The sequence below is a fragment of the Sphaerotilus microaerophilus genome (assembly GCF_023734135.1).
Taxonomy (GTDB): domain Bacteria; phylum Pseudomonadota; class Gammaproteobacteria; order Burkholderiales; family Burkholderiaceae_C; genus Sphaerotilus; species Sphaerotilus microaerophilus.
Genome location: NZ_AP025730.1, coordinates 4,136,654 through 4,156,780 on the forward strand (window position 1 = coordinate 4,136,654; position 20,127 = coordinate 4,156,780).

Genomic DNA, 20,127 nt, shown 5'->3' on the forward strand with positions numbered 1-20,127 from the left:
CCCCGCCCGCTCAGGCGCCGGTGGTGTTCACGTACAGCGCATAGATCGAATGGCTGACCGCCATGAACAGGCGGTTGCCCTTGGCGCCGCCGAAGCAGAGGTTGGCGCAGCGCTCGGGCAAGTGGATGTGGCCGATCGGCCGCCCGCTCGGGTCGAACACCCGCACGCCGTCCAGCGCCTCGGCGTCCGCCCCGGGCGAGCCGTCACTGCCCCAACCGCACCAGAGGTTGCCGGCGGCATCGCAGGCAATGCCGTCCAGCGCGCCGGGGCCGTCGGCGTCGATGTGCAGGCGGCGGTTCGTCAGCCGGCCGTCGCTCGCGTGGTCATAGGCCCAGACCTTGCGGTGCGGCCTGGCGCGGCTTTCAACGAGGTAGAGCGTGCGCTCATCGGGCGAGAAGGCCAGGCCGTTGGGGCCGGCCAGGTCGTCGAGCACGCAGTCGAGCCGGCCGCTGGCGGCATCGATGCGGTAGACGCCGTGCGGCCGCTCGGGCGTGGCGGGCTCGCCCTCCCAATGGCCGCCAATGCCGAAGTCCGGGTCGGTGAACCAGATGGCGCCGTCGCGCGTGCAGGCGATGTCGTTGGGCGAGTTCAGCCGCTTGCCATCGAAGCGGTCGGCCAGCACGGTGATGCGGCCGTCGTACTCGGTGCGGGTGACGCGGCGCGTCAGGTGCTCGCAGCTGATCAGCCGGCCCCGGTGGTCGCGGGCGTGGCCGTTGGCGTTGTTCGAGGGCTGGCGAAACACGCTGAGCTGGCCAGTGCACTCGTCCCAGCGCAGGATGCGGTCGTTCGGGATGTCCGACACCAGCAGGTAGCGCCCATCGCCGAACCACACCGGCCCCTCGGCCCAGCGCAGCCCGGTGGCCAGGCGCTCGACCGAGGCGCTGAACAGGCGCAGCTTCAAGAAGTCGGGGTGCAGCACCTCGACCGCCGGGTCGGGGCAGCGCAGCGAACCGAATAAATTGCCCTGAGTCATCACACCCCTCCAACGCTTTCAGCCAAGCAATTGGCCCCAAACCGACTCAAGCAGCCACCGCAGATCCGGCTTCGCCGGTCTGCTGGTGGCGCCCCCTTGAGGGGGAGCGCCGTCAGGCGCTGCGGGGGTGGGCCTCATGACTCGAAGAACGGCCCGGTGCGCACGAAGGCGCCGCCCTGGTAGATGACCGCCGGATCGTCGCGGTCCAGCGCCTGCTGGCGCGCCTCGACCTCGGCGCGGAAGACCTCCGACGAGTCCTGCGGCCGGTAGCCGAGGTGGCGCGCCGGCGTGTTGTCCCACCAGGTCGTCGCGTTGTCGCTCATGCCATAGACGATGCTGTGGCCGACCACCGGCGCGGTGAGCGCGGCGACGATCAGCCGCTCGGTGTCGTCAAAGCTCATCCAGGTGGCGAGCATGCGCCGGTCCTTGGGCGCTGCAAACGACGAGCCGATGCGCACGCTCACCGTCTCGATGCCGAAGCGGTCCCAGTAGAGCTGTGCGAGGTTCTCGCCGAAGCACTTCGACAGCCCGTAGAAGCCGTCTGGGCGCACCGGGTCGCGCGGGCTGACGACCTGGTCCTGGCGGTAGAAACCGGTGACGTGGTTGGAGCTGGCGAAGACGATGCGGCGTGTGCCGTGGTGGCGGGCGGCTTCATAGAGGTTGACCATGCCGGTGATGTTGCCGTCACGGATGGCCTCCCAGGTCTGCTCGGTGGAGACGCCGCCCATGTGGACGACCGCCTCGACGCCCTCGAGCGCAGCGAACACGGCGGCCTTGTCCGCGAGGTCGGCCGGGGCGAGTTCTTCGCCAGGGCCGGCCACGCCGAGCGTGTCTCCCCGGGCGCTCAGGCGCAGTGTGTCGCAGTAGGCCTTCAGGCGGGGTCGGAGTTCGCGGCCGAGGTTGCCGGCCGCGCCGGTCAGCAGCAGCCGCTTGAATCGGATCGGGGATGCGGGACAGGTCAACATGACGGGGTTCTCCTTCAAAGGCCAGAGGTCAGTAGGTCAGTAGGTCAGACCAAAGCCGAACGGATACAGCGTGTCCTTCGCCGGGTAGCCGGGTGCATCGGGCTGGTTGTCGATCACGGCCTGCAGGTGGCTGGCAAGCGCGAAGGGCAGCTTGCCCCGCGGCTTGACCGGCAGCCCGGTGGCCCGCTCGCGCCCGGTCAGCACGTCCAGCAGCGCGGTGTTGCTGACGCCGAAGCCGGCGACGATCGCCCCGGCGCGGCGCAGGCCGCTGGCCTCGTCGATCACGTAGGGCTGGCGGAAGTTGATGCTCAGCACCACCTTCTCGGGGCCGATCTCCTTCATCACCGCCTGGATGTCGGCCAGCGAAGGCGAGATGCGCCAGGACTTGGACGCTGCCATCGTGGTGAACGACAGGTGGTTGGCCTCCCAGGGGAAGGCGCCGCCGAAGACCAGGCCGTTGGGCGTCGGGCCGCCGACGTAGGCATCGTCGACGCACTGCGGGTTGGCGGCGGGGTGGGTGACGCAGGGATCCTGCTCGCCCCAGGGCTTGCCCGTCAGCGGGTTCAGGAAAGCCGGGTTGGCGCCGGTGGCCGGGTCCTTGCTGCGGTAGCCGTTGGTGCCGGCGTTGCCGATCTCCACCCGGATCACCGCACGGTCGAAGCCGGCCGCCGACGGACGGCCGACGACGTTGCCAGCTGCATCGCGCGCCAGCGCCTTGCCGTCGGCACCGGCCTCGCCGTTGGTGACCTGGGCAAAGTACTTCTGTGCGTCGGCGCTGTCCAGGCCCATCGTGTAGGTGCGCGCGGCCGGCGGCAGCGGCAGGGTGCGCGCGCCAGAGGCTCCCTGGTTTTGCCCCTGGTTCTGGAGCAGCACGATCGAGCGGCGCTGCACGTCCAAACCGGTCTGGCGGTACACCTCACGGCCGACGATGCCGTTGGCCGCCGCCTCGTCCACATAGGGGTTCTCGAACAGGCCCAGCTGGAACAGCGGCCTGACCAGCCGCCGGGCCGCCTCGGTGACGCGCGCCTCGCTCACCAGCCCGGCCTGCACCAGGTCGGTGATGGTCTTCACGTCGCTGTAGCCCGACAGGGTATCGGTGCCGCCGTTGATCGCCGCGGCGACGCGCTCGGGCACCGTCCGGCCTTCCAGGCCCCAGGCGCGGTCATTGACGATGCCGGTGTCGGAGTTGACGTAGCCCTGGAAGCCCAGCTTGCCGCGCAGCAGGTCGGTGACGACCTGCTTCGAGAAGGCCATGCCGGTCTGCTCATAGGTCACGCCCTCGTGCGTGACCTGGATCGGCACGCCGTAGTAGGGCATGACCGAGGAGACGCCCGCGTCGATCGCCGCCTTGAAGGGCTTGAGGTGCCAGCCGAAGTTGCCCGCCGGGTAGACCTGGTTCTTGCCGAAGGCGTAGTGCGGGTCCAGCCCCAGCTCCTGCGGGCCGCCGCCGGGGAAGTGCTTGAGCGTCAGCGCCACCGGCGAGGCGGGGTTGAGCGGGCCGCCCTGCAGCTTTTCCACCAGCGTCTTCATGATGTTCGCCGCCAGGTCGGCGTCCTCGCTGAAGGTCTCGTGCACGCGGTACCAGCGCGGCTCGGTGGCCAGGTCGGCCATGTAGCCGTACATGCCGCGCAGGCCGATGGCCTTCCACTCCTCGCCCATCACGTGGGCAAAGAGCTTGACCGCGGCCATGTCGCCCACCGTGGCCCGGCCGGTCTTCAGGAACTCGTCGCCCAGCGCGGCGGCGGCCAGGCCGGCCTCCTTCGGGAACTCGGTCATCACGCCCGAGGAGTTGTTGATGCCCACGCGCGCATCGCGCTCGAAGTGGTTGCGCGCGTTGGACTTGAACAGCGAGGGCACGCCCAGGCGGGTCGCCTCGGTCATCGCCTGCACGGCGTTGGTGTACTGCGCGGCCTGCTGCGGCGTCAGCTGCGAGCCGGCGCGAAAGCCGCGGTCCGGGCCACAGGTGCCCACCGCGTTGACCACGTTGCGGAAGATGAAGCGGTGCATCTTCTGCGTGTTGACGAAGTTGGCCGCCTTGTCGGGCGCCGCGCCGCCGCAGCCGCCGTTGAGCGTGTCGATCAGCATCAGGCCGGCCTTCTCCTCCAGCGTCATCTGGGCGACCAGGTCGTCGATGCGCGCATCGATCGGGCGGCGCCAGTCCTCGTAGGCGTCGAGCCGGCCGTTGCCGTTCAGGTCCTTGTAGCGCGTGCCGTCGGCGGCGGTGCGGATGGGCTTGACGCGCGCCTGCAACTCGGGCGCATCGACCGCAGCGGACAGCGATGCGGTCGGTGCGCCGGTGCTGGCGCAACCGGCGACGAGGGCAGCGAGGGCGGCTGCCAGCGCCACCGGGGTGGCCAGGTGCCGCATGGGGCGGGTGATGGGGGGCATGTGGGGTGTCTCCAGTGCAGGGGTGAGCCGACCTGCCGCCCGCCCTGGTGAGGGCACGGGCGTCGGGTTCCGGCGTCGTCGATCGGGAGGGAGCGGGGAGAGCGGCCTCGTTGAGGGCCGCTCCTCAACGGGTCACTTGAACAGCGCGGGCAGCCACAGCGAGAAGGCCGGCACGTAGGTCACCAGCATCAGGCAGGCACCGAGCGCGAGGTAGAACGGGGCGATGGTCCGCATCACCTGTCCCACCGAGATACCGCCGATCGCGCAGCCGACGAACTGCACGCTGCCCACCGGCGGGGTGTTCAGGCCGAGCGCACAGTTGATCAGCATCACGATGCCGAACTGCACCGGGTCCATGCCGTACTGCATCGCGATGGGCAGGAAGATCGGCGTGCAGATCAGGATCGTCGCTGCCATGTCCAGGAAGGTGCCCAGGATGAACAGCAGCAGGTTGATCATCAGGAAGATCACCCACGGCTCGCTGGAGACCGCCTTCATCAGCTCGCCGGTGCGCTGCGGCACCTCGTAGAGCGCCATGAAGTAGCCGAACGCGGCCGAGATGCCGATCAACAGCAGCACCACGCCGGTGGTCTTGCAGGCCTTGGCGCAGGCCTTCAGGAAGTTCTGCCAGGTCAGCGAGCGGTAGACGAACACGGTGATCAGCAGCGCCCAGGCCACCGCGATGGAGGCCGATTCGGTCGCCGTGAACGCGCCCGACAGGATGCCGCCCAGGATGATCACCACCACCAGCAGCCCCGGCAGCGATGCCAGGAACGCTGCCAGCACCAGCGACCAGCCGCCGAAGCCGCCCGGTCGCACCGGGTAGCCGCGCTTGACCGCCACCCAGTACGCGGCAGCCAGGTTGCACAGCGTCAGGATGATCGCCGGGACCAGGCCCGCGAGCATCAGGCTGAGCACGCTGACCGAGGCGATGCCGGAGGTCGCCAGCGTGAAGATGATGAGGTTGTGCGAGGTCGGCATGATGGCGCCGACCAGGGCCGCGTGCGTGGTGACGTTGACGGCGTAGTCGGGGTCGTAGCCGTCCTTCTTCATCAGCGGGATCATCACCGAGCCGATCGCCGACACGTCCGCCAGCGGGGAGCCGGCGACGCCGCCGAAGATCGTGCAGCCCAGCACGTTGCTCATGCCCAGGCCGCCCTTCACATGGCCGACCAGGCTGTTGGCGAACTTCACGATGCGCTCGGCGATGCCGCCGTAGAGCATCAGCTCGCCCGCAAAGACGAAGAAGGGGATGGCCAGGAAGCTGAACACCTGCATCCCGCCGACCATCTTCTGGAACACGATGGCCGTCGGCAGCCCGGCCGCGACGATGGTGGCGACCGAGGACAGGCCGATCGCGAAAGCCACCGGGACACCCAGCAGCAAGAGGGCGGTGAAGCTCACCGCAAGAACCGTCAATTCCATGCCGGCACCACTTCCTCGCCGCGCAGGATGGCGACGATGTGTTCGATCGAGAACAGCACGATCAGCACGCCGGCGATCACCACCGGCAGGTAGTCGATGCCGTCCGGGACGGGCAGCATCGGCTTCTTCTCGCCCCACTTGGCGACCATCCAGAGCCAGCCGCCCTGGACCATCAGCGCGCCGAACAGGCCCACCAGCGCATGGATCAGCAGCTCGACACGGCGCCGCCAGCGCTGCGGCAGCAGTGCCACCATCGACTCCAGCCCGATGTGGCCGGCGTCGCGCACGCCCACCGCCAGCCCGAAGGCCGTGACGAACAGCACCAGCAGCATCGCCAGCGCCTCCGCCCAGGTGGGCGTGTCGTTGAAGACGTAGCGGCCGATCACCTGGTACTGCACGCACAGGATCACCGCGATCAGCCCGATCACCGCCAGCACGAGGCTGAGCTTGGACAGGGCCGCACAGAACTTGGTGTACATGGCCGCTTGCCTTTCAAGGTTGCGGGCTTACTTGCTGTCCTGGACGGCCTTGACGAGGCGCTTGAGGTCCGGCGTCGTCATGAACTTGTCGTACACCGGGCCCATCACCGCCTGGAAGGACTTCTTGTCCACCTCGATGATCTCGGCGCCACCGGCCTTGACCACGGCGAGCGACTTGCTCTCCTGCTCGTCCCACTTCTTGCGCTGGAAAGCGACCGACTGCTTCGCCGCGGCACGCACCATCTCCTGGTCGGCCTTGGGCAGCTTGTCCCAGACGATCTTGGACATCAGCAGCATCTCGGGCGCCATCGAGTGCTCGGTGCGCGAGTAGTACTTGGCCGACTCGTAGTGCTTGACGCTGTCGTAGGACGGGATGTTGTTCTCGGCGGCGTCGATCAGGCCGGTCTTCAGGCCCGTATAGACCTCACCGAAGGGCATCGGCGTCGCGTTGCCGCCCATGGCGCCGACCAGCGACACCCACAGGTCGGACTGCTGCACGCGCACCTTCATGCCCTTGACGTCGGCCACCGTCTTGATCGGCTTCTTGGCGTAGAGCGAGCGGGCGCCCGAGTCGTAGAACGCCAGCCCGATGAAGCCCTGGTCCTCGCAGGACTTCAGGATCTCTTCGCCCACCGGGCCGTCCAGCGACCGGCGCATGTGCTCGATCGAGCTGAACAGGAAGGGCATCGTCGGCACCAGCGTCTTCTGGCACACGCCGTTCATCGGGCTGATGTTGACGCGGGCCATCTCCAGCGCGCCGATCTTGACCTGGTCGATCGTTTCCTTCTCGTTGCCGAGCGCGCCCTTGTTGAAGACCTTGATCTTGTACTTGCCGCCGCTCTTCTGCTCCAGCAGCTGGCTCATGTGCTTGACGGCGGCCACCGTCGGGTAGTCGTCCGAGTTGTGGATGTCGGCTGAGCGGAACTCGGCGGCCTGTGCGGCGGCCAGGCCCAGGGCCAGGGCGGCAGCAACGGCGGCGGCGCGTGCGTTTGAGTGCATGAGAAGTCTCCTTCTTTCGATGGTTGTACGACAACTGGTGGCGCGGAACGAATTAAACGTTTAACTGAATACCCCGTCAACAGATCCAAGACTAGGGATAACCAGCAGTCCACATCCCTGAACTGATGGAGTTAAACGTTTCCCTCCATCCAGTAAACTACCACCGATGCAACCGATGACCGTCAGGACAACCCCGGCCCATGTCAGACCTCTCCGATGACCCCACCGCCCCCGGCGGCACGCGCCGCCGCAAGGCCGCCACGATCCGTGACGTGGCGCAGGCGGCCGGCGTGTCGACCGCGACGGTGTCGAAGTTCATCAACGGCGGCCAGCGCTTCACCCGCGAGGTCGAGGACCGCCTGACCACCGTGATCCGCGAGCTGGGCTACGTCTCCAACCCGCTGGCACGCGGCATGATCACGGGGCAGACGGGCAATGTCGGCATCGTCATCCTCGACATCCTCAACCCGCACTTCACCAGCCTGGTCAAGGGCGCCTCGCGGGTGGCCCGCCAGGCCGGCCTCAACCTGCTGTTCACCGACGCAGCCGAGGGCGAAATGCCCGAGCTGGCCATGCTGCAGGCACTCAGCCGCCGCGTGGACGGCCTGGTTGTCAGCGCCCGGTTGTCGGACGCGTCGCTCGACTGGCTGGTGCAGGCCGGCCCGCCCGCGGTGTACTACGGCGGGCGCACCTCCCACCCCGGCTGCTTCAGCGTGGGCAGCGACAACAGCGAGGCCGCGCTGATGCTCGGGCGCCACCTGCGCGACCTGGGGCACCGGCGCATCGCCTACGTCGGCTTCTCCGGCGCACGCTGGAGCGCGGACCGCCACGCCGGACTGCTGCGGGCCTTCGAGGGCAGCGGCGTCGAGCTGCGCCTGCACGACGTGCAGGCCCCGGTGCCTGAGGAGGGCGAGCGCATCGCCTCCTCGGTGCTGCTGTGCAGCGAGCCGCCCGACGCGGTGGTGGCCTACAACGACCTGCTCGCGCTCGGCCTGATGAGCCAGGCGCAGGTGCTGGGGCTGAACGTGCCCGGCGACGTGTCGGTGGCCGGCTTCGACAACATCATCTACTCGCGCTACACCAGCCCGGCGCTCACCACCGTCGACATGGGCAGCGAGGCGGTGGGCGCCATCGCGATGCAGCGCCTGGTCGAGCGCATCCGCGGCGAGGCCGCTGGCGGGGGCCACGAGACGCTGATCGCGCACGTGCTGCCGCGCGGCAGCACGCGCCGCCGCGGCGAGCGGGCCTGACCCGCCGCGCCCTTTTTGCCAGGATCTTCCCCGGTGCCAGCCGGACTCACTAGACTCCCCGGGTGATCCCACCCGGCTTCATCCAGGACCTGCTCGCCCGCGCCGACATCGTCGACGTGGTGGGTCGCGTCGTGCCGCTCAAGAAAGCGGGCATCAACTACAAGGGGCTGTGCCCCTTCCACGGCGAGAAGTCGCCCAGCTTCGTCGTCAGCCCGAGCCGCCAGACCTACCACTGCTTCGGCTGCGGCGCGCACGGCAACGCGGTCGGTTTCCTGATGGAGCAGAGCGGCCTGGGCTTCGTCGAGGCTGTGAGCGAGCTGGCCGGCGAGTTGGGCGTGGCGGTGCCGGAGGACGAGCGCAGCCCGGCCGAGCGCGAGCGTGCCGCCCAGGCCCGCGAGCGCCAGCTCACCCTGACGGAGGTGCTCGGCCGGGCCGAAAAGCACTACCGCCAGCAGCTCAAGGCCAGCGCGCGGGCGGTGGACTACCTCAAGCGACGCGGCCTGAGCGGCGAGGTCGCCGCCCGTTTCGGGCTGGGCTATGCACCGGCCGGCCAGCACGCACTGGCGAGCTGCTTCGCCCAGTACGACGACCCGCTGCTGGTCGAGGCCGGCCTGGTGATCCACCGCCAGGAAGAAGGCGAGGCCGAGCGCCGCTACGACCGCTTCCGCGACCGCGTGATGTTCCCGATCCGCAACCCCAAGGGCGAGGTGATCGGCTTCGGCGGGCGCATCCTCGACCAGGGCGAGCCGAAGTACCTGAACTCGCCCGAGACGCCGGTCTTCGTCAAAGGCCGCGAGCTCTATGGCCTGTTCGAGGCCCGCACCGGCATCCGCGAGCGCGGCTTCGTGCTGGTCACCGAGGGCTACATGGACGTGGTGGCGCTGGCGCAGCTGGGCTTCCCCAACGCGGTGGCCACGCTGGGCACGGCCTGCACCGCCGACCACGTCGCCAAGCTGCTGCGCTTCACCGAGAACGTGGTGTTCAGCTTCGACGGCGACGCCGCCGGCCGCCGTGCCGCAGGGCGCGCGCTGGAGGCGGTGCTGCCGCACGCCACCGACACGCGCAGCTTCCGCTTCCTCTTCCTGCCGCCCGAGCACGACCCCGACAGCTTCGTGCGCGAACAGGGCGCGCCGGCCTTCGAGCGCTGCATCGCCGAGGCGCTGCCGCTGTCGCGCCAGTTCCAGGGCGTGGCCGGCGAGGGCTGCGACCTCTCCACGCCCGAGGGCCGCGCGCGCATGCTGGCGCAGGCCCGCCCGCTGCTGGAGCAATTGCCCGACGGCCTGCTGCGCGAGCAGCTGCTCGCCGAGGTGGCCCGCGAGGGCGGCATCGGCCGGGAAGTGTTGCTGGCCCATTGGCAGGTTCACACGAAGCGAAACCCCCGAGGAGAACCAGCCGCCCATAGAGGAGACACATCTGCCAGTCACCACAGTTCAGCGACTTTGTCTTCCAGTGTTCCGCCAGACTGGAATTTGCAGCCAGTCTATTCCGGTCCTGCCGCGGGCGACTACCAAAGCCACACCAACTCCATCCTGGGTGACAACGATACGAAACGACGCCAACGGCCACGCAACGGTCCCTGGAAACGCGACGATTGGAATCGCAGCAGATGGGACAGTAGCTCAGCTGCACCACGCCGCCAACTTGCATCAGCAGCGACTCACTTGGATCGAGCTGTTTGGTTGCTGATTCACCGGTGTAACGCATGGGACACCCTCAGCGCCGAAGCCCAAGCTCTTCTCGCAGAACAACCTTTGCCGCACGGGCAGGCCTTCGCAGTGATTGAGCGGGAACTCCATGAACACGGGGCGGTGTCTGCTTCATCGATCCTGGAGGCATTGCGCAATGAATCAGGAACCGAGCTGGAATCGCTTGTACGACGTGTGTCTGAGATGGTTGACCCATTGCCAGACTCAGACCCAGAGATCGACCTAAAACATCTCGTTGACAAGCTCCTGCTACAAAGCCTTGACGACGAATGGACCTTGTGGCAGGAGTCAAATCCAACGACCGCCGACGACATGGAAAGAGGCCGAGACCTCAATTCGCGGCTAACTGCTCTTCGATTGCGGGTACAACGAACACCCACCAGATCCAAGTAGCAGCTAGGGTAGGTGGGTATAATCCCGTGTTTGCTCCGACGCGGCAAGAGTGACAGCAGCGACTGCCGGACCCGGCCACCCTCGAAAAGGGTTCCATGACAGGCCACCGACCCCGCCAGTGCTGCACCAAAGCATGTCCACGCCAGCTTGCCCGCCTGACGATCCCTCTCCCCGCCTGGGTGCCCGCGTGCCCGGCCTGTGCTCCCGCATCGCTGTGCGTTGCCGGGTGGGCACCAGGTCGCGCGCTGGCCTGGACCGGGTGCCTGGATTTTCAGCCCTGAGCCCCCAGATCACGTTCCGCAGCCGAGGAAACGTATGACCGCGAAGAAGAGCGCCGCCGTGAAGACCGACGTGACCGACAACGACCCCTCTGCGATCGCCGCCGACGAGGCGACCGCGCCCGCCAAGGCCACCAAGGCCAAGGCCGTCAAGGCACCCAAGGCCGCAGGCGAGGAAGGCGGCGCCAAGCGCGGCCGCAAGCCCAAGGCCACCACCGCCGAGGCCGCCAAGCCCGAGGCCAAGGCAGCCCCCAAGGGCGACGACGAGGTCGAGGAAGACTTCAGCGACATCGAGGCGGACCTCGAAGGCGAGGTCGAGGGCGACGTTGAAGTCACCGAAGTGGCCGCTGAGGAGGCCACCGGGGAGGACAAGCCCAAGGCCAAGCCGCTGCGCATGAAGGTCAGCCGCGCCAAGGAGCGCGCGCTGATGCGCGAGTTCGGCCTGGACGAGACCACGCTCACCGACGAGGAAGTCAACAAGCGCCGCACGGAGCTGAAGACCCTCATCAAGATGGGCAAGACGCGTGGCTACCTCACGCACCAGGAGATCAACGACCACCTGCCCGAAAAGCTGGTCGAGGCCGAGATCCTGGAAGCCATCGTGTCGATGCTCAACGACATGGGCATCGCGGTCTACGAGCAGGCGCCCGACGCCGCCACGCTGCTGATCTCGGGCAACAACACCAGCACCGCGACCGAGGAAGAGGCCGAGGAAGAGGCCGAGGCCGCGCTGTCCACGGTGGACTCCGAGTTCGGCCGCACCACCGACCCGGTGCGCATGTACATGCGCGAGATGGGCACGGTCGAGCTGCTCACCCGGGAAGGCGAAATCGAGATCGCCAAGCGCATCGAAGGTGGCCTGCAGGCCATGATGCTGGCGATTTCCGCCTCGCCGATGACCATCGCCGAGATCCTGGAGATGGCCAACCGCATCCGCGCCGGCACCGACCAGATCTCCGCCGTGGTGGACGGCTTTGTCTCCGAGGAAGAGGCCGACGACTACGTGGCCGAGGAAGACTTCGACGAATTCGACGAAGGCGACGACGACGACGGCAACGGCGGCTCGAAGGCGCTGACCAAGAAGCTCGAAGAGCTGAAGAACCACGCGCTGACCAAGTTCGATGCGCTGCAGGGCGAATTCGAGAAGATGAAGAAGGCGCTGGAGGCCGACGGCTACAAGTCCGCCGGCTACAACAGCGCGCAAAAGGCCATCAGCAGCCAGCTGATGACCATCCGCTTCACGGTCAAGACCATCGAGAAGCTCTGCGACCTGCTGCGCTCGCAGGTCGACGACGTGCGCCGCTACGAGCGTGAGCTGCGCAAGATCGTGGTGGATCGCTGCGGCATGCAGCAGGAATACTTCATCAAGGTCTTCCCGCCCAACATCCTGAACTTGGCCTGGGCCGAGGGCGAAATCGCCGCGGGCAAGCCCTACAGCGCCGTGCTGGGCCGCAACCTGCCCGCCGTGCAGGAACTGCAGCAGAAGCTGATCGACCTGCAGAAGCGCGCGGTGGTGCCCATCGAGGACCTCAAGGAAATCAACCGCCGCATGAACGAGGGCGAGGCCACCTCGCGCGAAGCCAAGCGGGAGATGATCGAGGCCAACCTGCGCCTGGTGATCTCGATCGCCAAGAAGTACACCAACCGCGGCCTGCAGTTCCTGGACCTGATCCAGGAAGGCAACATCGGACTGATGAAGGCGGTGGACAAGTTCGAATACCGCCGCGGCTACAAGTTCTCGACCTACGCGACCTGGTGGATCCGCCAAGCCATCACGCGCTCCATCGCCGATCAGGCCCGCACCATCCGCATCCCGGTGCACATGATCGAGACGATCAACAAGATGAACCGCATCTCGCGCCAGCACCTGCAGGAGTTCGGCTACGAGCCGGACGCCCCCTCGCTGGCCGAGAAGATGGAGATGCCCGAGGACAAGATCCGCAAGATCATGAAGATCGCCAAGGAGCCGATCTCCATGGAGACGCCGATCGGCGACGACGACGACTCGCACCTGGGCGACTTCATCGAGGACAGCAACAACGTGGCGCCGGTCGAGGCCGCGATGCACGCCGGCCTGCGCGACGTGGTGCGCGACATCCTCGACAGCCTGACGCCGCGCGAGGCCAAGGTGCTGCGCATGCGTTTCGGCATCGAGATGAGCACCGACCACACGCTGGAAGAGGTGGGCAAGCAGTTTGACGTGACTCGCGAGCGCATCCGCCAGATCGAGGCCAAGGCGATCCGCAAGCTCAAGCACCCGAGCCGTAGCGACAAGCTGCGCACGTATCTGGACAACCTGTGAGGTTGGCGGACAACCTCTGATTGATCAGTTCAGGGCACCCCCCTGTTCAGATACCCCCAAACAAGGCCCGGCACCCCCGGGCCTTGTCTTTTTGGGGTTTCCGGCCGTGGACTGCGTCACGTTGCTGCACGGTAAAATGGTCGGATGCCGCAGACCGTCACTTGTACCGTTCTTTTTGCCGATCTGCGTGGCAGCACGTCGCTCTACGAAAGCCTGGGCAATGCCGAGGCGGCGTCGGTCGTCACCCACAGCGTGGCGGTGGTGGCCCGCATTGTCGAAAGCCAGGGTGGACGGGTCATCAAGACCCTCGGCGACGGGCTGATGGCCGTCTTCCCCGATCCGATGCCCGCCGTGCGGGCGGCCGAGGAGGTGCACGAGTCGCTGATCCGCATCATGGGTGCGGCCCGGCCCTCGCGCCAGCCAGCGATGCGCATCCAGATCGCCGCCGCGCACGGCGAGATGATCGAGGTGGCCGGCGACTGCTTCGGCGATGCGGTGAACGTGGCCGCCCGCCTGCTCGACCACTGCGGCGACAACGAGACCCTGGTGACCGCGCAGACCCGCGCCCCCCTGCCGCCCGAGGTGCGCGAGCGCTTCCGCCGCCTGGAGCGGCTGCACCTGCGCGGCCGCGTCGAGCCGGTGGAGGCCTGGCGGCTGGAGTCGCGGCGCCACGCCGACGCGATGTCCACCATGTTCGGCGACAGCGCCCCTGCCGCTGTGCCCGAGGGCATCCGCCTGTCCTGCGACGGCGTGTCGCGCATCCACACCGTGCGCAACCTGCCGGTGATCCTGGGCCGCAGCCACGAGGCCACCTACTGCCTGGACGACAACCGCGTCTCGCGCCTGCATGCGCGCATCGAGTGGCACGGCGGCACCTTCCAGCTCACCGACATGAGCGCCAACGGCACCTACGTGCGCTTCGGCCGCCAATCGGAGGTCATCACGCTGCGCCGCGGCTCCTGCACCCTGCACGGCCGCGGCGTGATCTGCCTGGGCGTGAACCCGGGCGTGCTGAACGCTCCCACCGTGACCTTCGAAGTCCTGCGCTTCGAGGACACCGACCCGCAGCCGCTGCTCTGACACGCAGCGCCGCCGCGTGGCGCCGGCCACGACCGCTGACCCTGGCAGCGCCCGCCTCTGCCCCCCCTGACCTTTCACGGACAACGCCATGACGACCCTCGGCACCCCCCTGTCCCCGAACGCCACCCGCGTGATGCTGCTGGGCAGCGGCGAGCTGGGCAAGGAAGTCCTGATCGCGCTGCAGCGCCTGGGCATCGAGACCATCGCCGTCGACCGCTACGACCACGCCCCCGGCCAGCAGGTGGCGCACCACGCCCGCACCATCGCCATGAGCGACCCGGCGGCGCTGGAGGCGCTGATCCGCGCCGAGCGCCCGATGCTGGTCGTGCCCGAGATCGAGGCCATCGCCACGCCGGTGCTGCAGGCGCTGGAGGCCGAGGGCGTCGTGCGCGTCATCCCCACCGCCCGTGCCGCGCGCCTGACGATGGACCGCGAGGGCATCCGCCGCCTGGCGGCCGAGACGCTCGGCCTGCCCACCAGCCCCTACCGCTTCTGCGATTCGCTGGCCGAGCTGCAGGCCGCCATCGACGGCACGGATGGGCACCAGGGCATCGGCTACCCCTGCATCGTCAAGCCGGTGATGAGCAGCTCCGGCAAGGGCCAGAGCAAGATCGACGGCCCGGATGACGTCGCCAAGGCCTGGGACTACGCGATGGCCGGCGGGCGCGTCAGCCACGGGCGCGTGATCGTCGAGGGCTTCATCGACTTCGACTACGAGATCACCCAGCTGACCGTGCGGGCCTTGGGTGACGACGGCGAGGTGGAGACCCACTTCTGCGACCCCATCGGCCACGTGCAGGTCAGCGGCGACTACGTCGAAAGCTGGCAGCCGCACCCGATGAGTATGGCCGCTCTGGCTGAATCGCGCCGCATCGCCAAGGCCGTGACCGACGATTTGGGCGTGACCCTGGACGGCCGCCCGGGCGGCCTGGGCCTGTTCGGTGTGGAACTGTTCGTCAAGGGCGACCAGGTCTGGTTCAGCGAGGTCAGCCCACGCCCGCACGACACCGGCATGGTGACGATGACCACGCAGTGGCAGAACGAGTTCGAGCTGCACGCCCGCGCCATCCTCGGCCTGCCGGTGGACGCGGGCCTGAAGAGCCCGGGCGCCAGCGCGGTGATCTACGGCGGCGTCGATGCCGCGGGCCTGGTCTTCGACGGCGTGGACGAGGCGCTGCGCCTGCCCGGCACGGATGTCCGCCTCTTCGGCAAGCCCGAGAGCTTCGTCAAGCGCCGCATGGGCGTGGCACTCGCCCGCGCGGCCGATGTCGAGGCCGCCCGCCGCACCGCCAAGCAGGCCGCCGCGCTCGTCCGGCCGCGCCGCGCCTGAGCAGCGGCGGCGCGACTGCGCGGTCACGCGATCACAGCACCGGGCCGCGCAGCTGCTCGTGCACCTCGAAGGTCGCCAGCGCCAGAAACAGCAGCAGCGCCAGGTAGATCAGCCCGTAGCGCCAGCGCACGTCCGCGCCCACGGCGTAATAGGTTTGCGCCTCCAGGCTGTCGCGGCGGAAGGTGATCGCCTTCCACACCTGGGGCGCGGCCAGCAGCGCAATGATCAGCAGCATCGGGCTGGGCCGCCAGAAGAACAGCGCACCCAGCACCGGCACGCCCACCAGCCAGATGCGCGGCGTCAGCACTGCCGTGATGCGCCCGCCATCGAAGGGCGACAGTGGGATCAGGTTGAACAGGTTCAGGAAGAAGCCCGAGTAGGCCACCGCCAGCAGCCAGGGCAGCTGCCAGCTCTGCGCCATCAGCCACACCACCATCGCGCCCACCGTGCCCAGCAGCGGCCCGCCCAGGCCGACGTAGGCCTCGGTCTCGGCATCGTGCGGCTGGTCCTTCAGCTCGATCCAGGCGCCCAGGAAGGGGATGAAGGTCGGCGCCCCCACGTCCAGCCCGCGCCGCCTTGCCGCCACGTAGTGCCCCGCCTCGTGCACGAACAGCAGCGCGACGAAGCCGACGGCGTATTTCCAGCCGAACACGAAGGCATACACCACCACCGACAGCAGCATCGTGCCGCCCGTGGTCAGCAGCTTGCCCAGCTTGGCGCCCGACAAGAGCAGCAGCAACAGTTTCAGCACCCGGATCGCTCCCTGACGGCAGCCTGGTGGCTGCGATGGAGCATTCTGGCACCGCGGCACAATCACGCCCCATGCCGAGCCAAGCCACTGCCTTCCCTCACCCCGAGCCCCTGCACCACCCCTCCGCTGCCAAAGCGGCGGCCCTGCTGCGCGCGCAGGGATTCGTCCGGCTCGACGCCGCCAGCCTTGCCGGCCTGACCGGGCAGGCGAGCGCGGCGCTCGCGGCCCTGGCCCAGGCCTGGCAGGCGCTGCCCAGCGACGAGCACCTCAAGGACGGTGGCCGCTACCGCCGCCGCCGCCACGGCAGCTACGTGCAGGACGTCGCCGCCCACACGCTGGCGCCGGTGCCGCACCGGCCGCACTGGCAGCCCACCACCTACAACGCCCTGCACGGCGGCATGCTGCGCCACTTCGAGCCGCTGGGCCCCGGGCTCGCCGACACCCCCGCCCTCGCCGGCCTGACCGCGGCGCTGGGCGAGGTCTTCGCCCACGCCGCCCACCCGACCGGCAGCGAGCCCGATTTCGATGGCCGCTGGTTCATCGAGGTCCACCCCTTCCGCATCGACACCACCGGCGGCGTCGGCCGGCCCACGCCCGAAGGGGCGCACCGTGACGGCGTCAACTTCGTCGCCGTGCTGCTGGTGGACCGCCACGGCGTGCGCGGTGGCGAGAGCCGCGTCTTTGCCGCCGACGGCCCGCACGGCGTGCGCTTCACCCTCGATGAGCCCTGGAGCGCCCTGCTGATCGACGACGCCCGCGTGATCCACGAGGCCACGCCGATCCAGCCCGAGCTCGACGGCGCCCCCGGCTGGCGCGACACCCTGGTGATCACCTACCGGGCCGGCGGCTTCCAGGATCCACCGGCCGGGAACCCGTGACCTGAAGGCGCGGGCGTGGCGACCGGCCCTCCTCACCGCCCCCCGCACCCGTCCTCGCTCACTGCGCCTCGCTCACCCCCGCCCTCGCCCGCAGCTCCTGCAGTGCCCCCGCGATGAGGCGCACGCCGAAGGCCCCGACCAGCACCGCCGACACCCGCGTCAGCGCCCGGTGGTGGGCAAGGTAGGCCCGCTGCACCGCCGGCTGCGACAGGGCCAGTGCCAGCGAGAGGTGCCACAGCCAGGAGTTGGCATAGACCAGCGCGACGGCGGCCAGCACCAGCGCCGTCGGCGGCTCGGCCGGCAGAGCGGTGGCGAAGACGCTGCCGTAGAACAGCACGATCTTGGGGTTGAGCGCGCTGGTGACGAAACCCGCACGCAGCGCCGCCGTGGGGTCCATCGCCGAGCGATCCGGCGCATCGGCCACCTTGCCGGCGCGCAACAGGCCCCAGGCCAGGTAGAGCAGGTACAGCCCGCCGCCCACCTGCGCCACCTGCCGCAGCAGCGGGTGCGCCGTGAACACCACGCCCACCCCGGCCACCGCCAGCGTGGCCCACATCAGCGTGCCCGAGGTCATGCCGACGACAGCCGCCAGCGCCGCCCGGCGCGAGCCCCCGGCGGCAAGCTGGCCGATCAGCACGAAGTTGAAACCCGGCACGAGCAGCACGGCCCAGTGCAGGACGGCGATGGTGGCGAGGGCGTTGAGCATCGTTGTGCAGCGGGGGTGGGGTGGGGATCGGCCAGTCCGGCGCCGGGCGACAGGCCCGGCCGGCTGGCGCGATCATGGCAGGCGTTGCCGGCGCCGCCCAGGGCCGCGTCGTTCCAGCAACACGCCTGCACGGCGCCCGTCCCTACCCTGCTATGTCAGCAACGCCACCGTCGCCGTGAAGGTGCCGAAGGCCACCGCGGTGGTCAGCAGGACGATGCGGGCGATGCGCCCGGCGTCGGCACCGAAGCGCTCGGCCAACATCGGCACGTTGCTGGCGCTCGGCAGCGCGGCAACCAGCGCCAGCACCACGGCAGCCTGCGGGTCGAGCGGCCAGCCGAGCGCGATCACCAGGCGGCCGGCCAGGTAGACCAGCAACGGGTGGACGAGCAGCTTGAGGCCGACCACGAGCGGGACGTCGCTGCGCCGGATCGCACCTGCCACCACACCCGCCACCGCACCGGCCCGGGCCTGGAGCTGCGAGCGCGCCAGCACCGCGCCCAGCGTGAACAGCGCCGTCGGCGAGGCGGCATCGGCCAGCAGGCCGACGGGCTTCATCAGCACATGCGGCAGCGCCAGCTGCCAGGCGGAGATCAGGCAGCCGGCGGTGATCGCCCAGGGCAGCGGGTTGACCAGCATGCCCTTGAGCGCGTTCAGCGCAGCGCGTCCGGCCCCCTGCGAGTCGTGGCTGCCCAGGCGCGAGAGCGCGATGCACAGTGACGAGGTGATCACCATGTCCACCGACAGCGTGACGATGGCTGGCGCCGCGGCGCCCTGGCCGAGCAGGTCGACCAGCAGCGGCACGCCCATGAAGCCGGAGTTGGAGAAGGCGGCCACCAGGGCGCCAAAGGCCGCATCGTTCCAGCCGATGCGCTGGCGGCGCGCCAGCAGCACCGCCAGCCCCACCATCGCCAGCGCGCAGGCGAGCCAGGTGCCGAACAGGCTGAGGTCGAACATGCGCGCGATCGGCGTGGTCGCCGCGAAGCGCAGCAGCATTGCCGGCAGCGCCAGGTAGAGCACGAAGTAGTTCAACCCCGGTATGGCCTCCAGCGGCATCCAGCGCCGGCGCGCCGCGAACCAGCCCAACAGCACCAGGGCAAAGAAGGGAAAGGTGACTTCGAGGATCTTCAGCATGCGGTGGCGTCGGCGGTTCAGGCCGCCCGGCGCTGTTCGAGCTGCTGCACCAGGCGCCAGCCGGCCTCGGCCATCGGGCGGGCCTGGCGACCGGTGCGCTCGGCATCCGCACTGGCGGCGCTGCCCTGGCGGGAGCGCGCCAGGATGCCTTGCAGGATCGCGGCCATGCGGAACATGTTGAAGGCCAGGTGGTACTCGAAGTTCGGCAAGCCATCGAGACCGCTGCGGCCAGGGCGTCCGGTGCGCTGCGCATAGGCCGCGACGTAGGCCGCCTCGTCGGGGATGCCCAGCGCCGCCAGGTCGTGCCCCTTCAGGCCGCGGAACTCCTCGGGCGTCACGCGCCAGGTCATCACGTGGTAGGCGAAGTCCACCAGCGGATGGCCCAAGGTAGACAGCTCCCAGTCCAGCACCGCCAGCACGCGCGGCTCGCTGGGGTGGAAGATCAGGTTGTCGATGCGGAAGTCGCCGTGCACCAGCGCCACCGCCTCATCGTCCGGGCGGTTGGCCTGCAGCCAGTCGATCAGCCGCTCCATCGGCTCGTGGCGTTCGAGACCGGCAGCGGTTTCACTCGCCCGGTACTGCTTCGTCCAGCGGTCGAGCTGGCGGGCGAGGTAGTTCTGCGGCCGGCCGTAGTCGCCCAGGCCGACGGCGTCCACGTCCACCGCATGCAGCGCGGCGATGACGCCGTTCATCGCGTCGAAGATCGCCGCGCGCTCGGCGGGCGTGAGCCCCGGCAGATCCGGGCGGGCGAAGACCCGGCCCTCGACGAAGTCCATCACGTAAAAGGGCGTGCCCAGCACCGCCGCGTCCTCGCAGAGCACGTGCATCGCCGGCACCGGCACGGCGCTGTCGGCCAGCGCGCGCATCACGCGGTACTCGCGCTCCACCGCGTGGGCGGAGGCCAGCAGCACGCCCGGCGGCTTGCGGCGCAGCACCCAGCGGTGGTCGCCGGCCTCCACGCGGTAGGTGGGGTTGGACTGCCCGCCGGTGAGCGGCTCGATCTGTACGCCCCCGTGGAAGGGCCGCACGTGGGCGCGCAGCCAGTCGGCCAGCGCAGCGGCGTCGGGAAGGGCCGATGTCGCGGTGCTCATGG

The 20,127-nt window shown here is 69.1% G+C and carries 16 protein-coding genes; 6 read left to right on the forward strand and 10 right to left on the reverse strand.

Annotation, left to right across the window (positions count from 1 at the left end; translation table 11 throughout):
• Positions 1-10: 10 nt before the first annotated feature.
• The 6 genes from NGK70_RS17645 to NGK70_RS17670 all read right to left on the reverse strand — a co-directional run bounded on the left by NGK70_RS17645 (position 11) and on the right by NGK70_RS17670 (position 7,229).
• Positions 11-973 carry an SMP-30/gluconolactonase/LRE family protein gene (locus NGK70_RS17645; RefSeq protein WP_251969799.1) on the reverse strand — a complete coding sequence of 321 codons (963 nt, stop codon included), beginning with the start codon at positions 971-973 and terminating at the stop codon, positions 11-13.
• Between the two features lie 134 nt (positions 974-1,107).
• Positions 1,108-1,938, reverse strand: a complete 831-nt coding sequence (locus NGK70_RS17650) for an NAD-dependent epimerase/dehydratase family protein (protein ID WP_251969800.1) — start codon at positions 1,936-1,938, stop codon at positions 1,108-1,110.
• A 36-nt stretch (positions 1,939-1,974) separates the two neighbouring features.
• Entirely contained in the window at positions 1,975-4,326 is a 2,352-nt protein-coding gene (locus tag NGK70_RS17655) for a glycoside hydrolase family 3 protein (RefSeq protein WP_251969801.1), read from the reverse strand.
• Positions 4,327-4,458: 132 nt separating this feature from the next.
• Positions 4,459-5,751 (reverse strand): TRAP transporter large permease, encoded by a 1,293-nt coding sequence (locus NGK70_RS17660; protein ID WP_251969802.1) that lies wholly within the window; start codon positions 5,749-5,751, stop codon positions 4,459-4,461.
• Positions 5,742-6,230 carry a TRAP transporter small permease gene (locus NGK70_RS17665; protein ID WP_251969803.1) on the reverse strand — a complete coding sequence of 163 codons (489 nt, stop codon included), beginning with the start codon at positions 6,228-6,230 and terminating at the stop codon, positions 5,742-5,744. The genes NGK70_RS17660 and NGK70_RS17665 overlap by 10 nt, the downstream gene beginning before the upstream one ends.
• Positions 6,231-6,257: 27 nt before the next feature.
• Positions 6,258-7,229 carry a TRAP transporter substrate-binding protein gene (locus tag NGK70_RS17670; RefSeq protein WP_251969804.1) on the reverse strand — a complete coding sequence of 324 codons (972 nt, stop codon included), beginning with the start codon at positions 7,227-7,229 and terminating at the stop codon, positions 6,258-6,260.
• 200 nt (positions 7,230-7,429) lie between these two features.
• Here NGK70_RS17670 and NGK70_RS17675 point away from each other — a divergent pair, with 200 nt between their 5' ends.
• The 5 genes from NGK70_RS17675 to purT all read left to right on the forward strand — a co-directional run bounded on the left by NGK70_RS17675 (position 7,430) and on the right by purT (position 15,568).
• The gene (locus NGK70_RS17675; RefSeq protein WP_251969805.1) at positions 7,430-8,479 is read left to right on the forward strand and encodes a LacI family DNA-binding transcriptional regulator; all 1,050 of its coding nucleotides are present in this window, start codon (positions 7,430-7,432) and stop codon (positions 8,477-8,479) included.
• A gap of 62 nt (positions 8,480-8,541) precedes the next feature.
• Positions 8,542-10,578 carry a DNA primase gene (gene dnaG / locus NGK70_RS17680; protein WP_251969806.1) on the forward strand — a complete coding sequence of 679 codons (2,037 nt, stop codon included), beginning with the start codon at positions 8,542-8,544 and terminating at the stop codon, positions 10,576-10,578.
• 315 nt (positions 10,579-10,893) lie between these two features.
• The gene (gene rpoD, locus NGK70_RS17685) at positions 10,894-13,158 is read left to right on the forward strand and encodes an RNA polymerase sigma factor RpoD (RefSeq protein WP_251969807.1); all 2,265 of its coding nucleotides are present in this window, start codon (positions 10,894-10,896) and stop codon (positions 13,156-13,158) included.
• 144 nt (positions 13,159-13,302) lie between these two features.
• Positions 13,303-14,238 carry an adenylate/guanylate cyclase domain-containing protein gene (locus NGK70_RS17690; RefSeq protein WP_251969808.1) on the forward strand — a complete coding sequence of 312 codons (936 nt, stop codon included), beginning with the start codon at positions 13,303-13,305 and terminating at the stop codon, positions 14,236-14,238.
• Positions 14,239-14,326: 88 nt separating this feature from the next.
• Positions 14,327-15,568 (forward strand): formate-dependent phosphoribosylglycinamide formyltransferase, encoded by a 1,242-nt coding sequence (gene purT, locus NGK70_RS17695; RefSeq protein WP_251969809.1) that lies wholly within the window; start codon positions 14,327-14,329, stop codon positions 15,566-15,568.
• A 31-nt stretch (positions 15,569-15,599) separates the two neighbouring features.
• Here purT and NGK70_RS17700 read toward each other — a convergent pair whose 3' ends face one another.
• Positions 15,600-16,319 (reverse strand): site-2 protease family protein, encoded by a 720-nt coding sequence (locus tag NGK70_RS17700; RefSeq protein ID WP_251969810.1) that lies wholly within the window; start codon positions 16,317-16,319, stop codon positions 15,600-15,602.
• Positions 16,320-16,390: 71 nt separating this feature from the next.
• Here NGK70_RS17700 and NGK70_RS17705 point away from each other — a divergent pair, with 71 nt between their 5' ends.
• Positions 16,391-17,197 (forward strand): 2OG-Fe dioxygenase family protein, encoded by an 807-nt coding sequence (locus NGK70_RS17705; RefSeq protein ID WP_251969811.1) that lies wholly within the window; start codon positions 16,391-16,393, stop codon positions 17,195-17,197.
• Positions 17,198-17,255: 58 nt separating this feature from the next.
• On the opposite strand, the gene NGK70_RS17710 is transcribed toward NGK70_RS17705, so the two are convergent.
• The 3 genes from NGK70_RS17710 to NGK70_RS17720 all read right to left on the reverse strand — a co-directional run bounded on the left by NGK70_RS17710 (position 17,256) and on the right by NGK70_RS17720 (position 20,125).
• Positions 17,256-17,903, reverse strand: a complete 648-nt coding sequence (locus tag NGK70_RS17710) for a LysE family translocator (protein ID WP_251969812.1) — start codon at positions 17,901-17,903, stop codon at positions 17,256-17,258.
• Between the two features lie 150 nt (positions 17,904-18,053).
• Positions 18,054-19,034 (reverse strand): AEC family transporter, encoded by a 981-nt coding sequence (locus tag NGK70_RS17715; protein WP_251969813.1) that lies wholly within the window; start codon positions 19,032-19,034, stop codon positions 18,054-18,056.
• Positions 19,035-19,051: 17 nt separating this feature from the next.
• Positions 19,052-20,125, reverse strand: coding sequence for a phosphotransferase (locus NGK70_RS17720; protein ID WP_251969814.1), 1,074 nt, complete (start codon positions 20,123-20,125; stop codon positions 19,052-19,054).
• Positions 20,126-20,127 lie beyond the last annotated feature (2 nt).

Bases quoted from the DNA above. Each gene is read 5' to 3' on its own strand.
- NGK70_RS17720 (WP_251969814.1), bottom strand. From the start codon at position 20,125: ATGAGCACCGCGACATCGGCCCTTCCCGACGCCGCTGCGCTGGCCGAC.
- purT (WP_251969809.1), top strand. From the start codon at position 14,327: ATGACGACCCTCGGCACCCCCCTGTCCCCGAACGCCACCCGCGTGATG.
- NGK70_RS17645 (WP_251969799.1), bottom strand. From the start codon at position 973: ATGACTCAGGGCAATTTATTCGGTTCGCTGCGCTGCCCCGACCCGGCG.
- NGK70_RS17705 (WP_251969811.1), top strand. From the start codon at position 16,391: ATGCCGAGCCAAGCCACTGCCTTCCCTCACCCCGAGCCCCTGCACCAC.
- NGK70_RS17690 (WP_251969808.1), top strand. From the start codon at position 13,303: ATGCCGCAGACCGTCACTTGTACCGTTCTTTTTGCCGATCTGCGTGGC.
- NGK70_RS17670 (WP_251969804.1), bottom strand. From the start codon at position 7,229: ATGCACTCAAACGCACGCGCCGCCGCCGTTGCTGCCGCCCTGGCCCTG.
- NGK70_RS17650 (WP_251969800.1), bottom strand. From the start codon at position 1,938: ATGTTGACCTGTCCCGCATCCCCGATCCGATTCAAGCGGCTGCTGCTG.
- NGK70_RS17660 (WP_251969802.1), bottom strand. From the start codon at position 5,751: ATGGAATTGACGGTTCTTGCGGTGAGCTTCACCGCCCTCTTGCTGCTG.
- NGK70_RS17710 (WP_251969812.1), bottom strand. From the start codon at position 17,903: ATGCTCAACGCCCTCGCCACCATCGCCGTCCTGCACTGGGCCGTGCTG.
- NGK70_RS17655 (WP_251969801.1), bottom strand. From the start codon at position 4,326: ATGCCCCCCATCACCCGCCCCATGCGGCACCTGGCCACCCCGGTGGCG.
- NGK70_RS17665 (WP_251969803.1), bottom strand. From the start codon at position 6,230: ATGTACACCAAGTTCTGTGCGGCCCTGTCCAAGCTCAGCCTCGTGCTG.
- NGK70_RS17675 (WP_251969805.1), top strand. From the start codon at position 7,430: ATGTCAGACCTCTCCGATGACCCCACCGCCCCCGGCGGCACGCGCCGC.
- rpoD (WP_251969807.1), top strand. From the start codon at position 10,894: ATGACCGCGAAGAAGAGCGCCGCCGTGAAGACCGACGTGACCGACAAC.
- NGK70_RS17715 (WP_251969813.1), bottom strand. From the start codon at position 19,034: ATGCTGAAGATCCTCGAAGTCACCTTTCCCTTCTTTGCCCTGGTGCTG.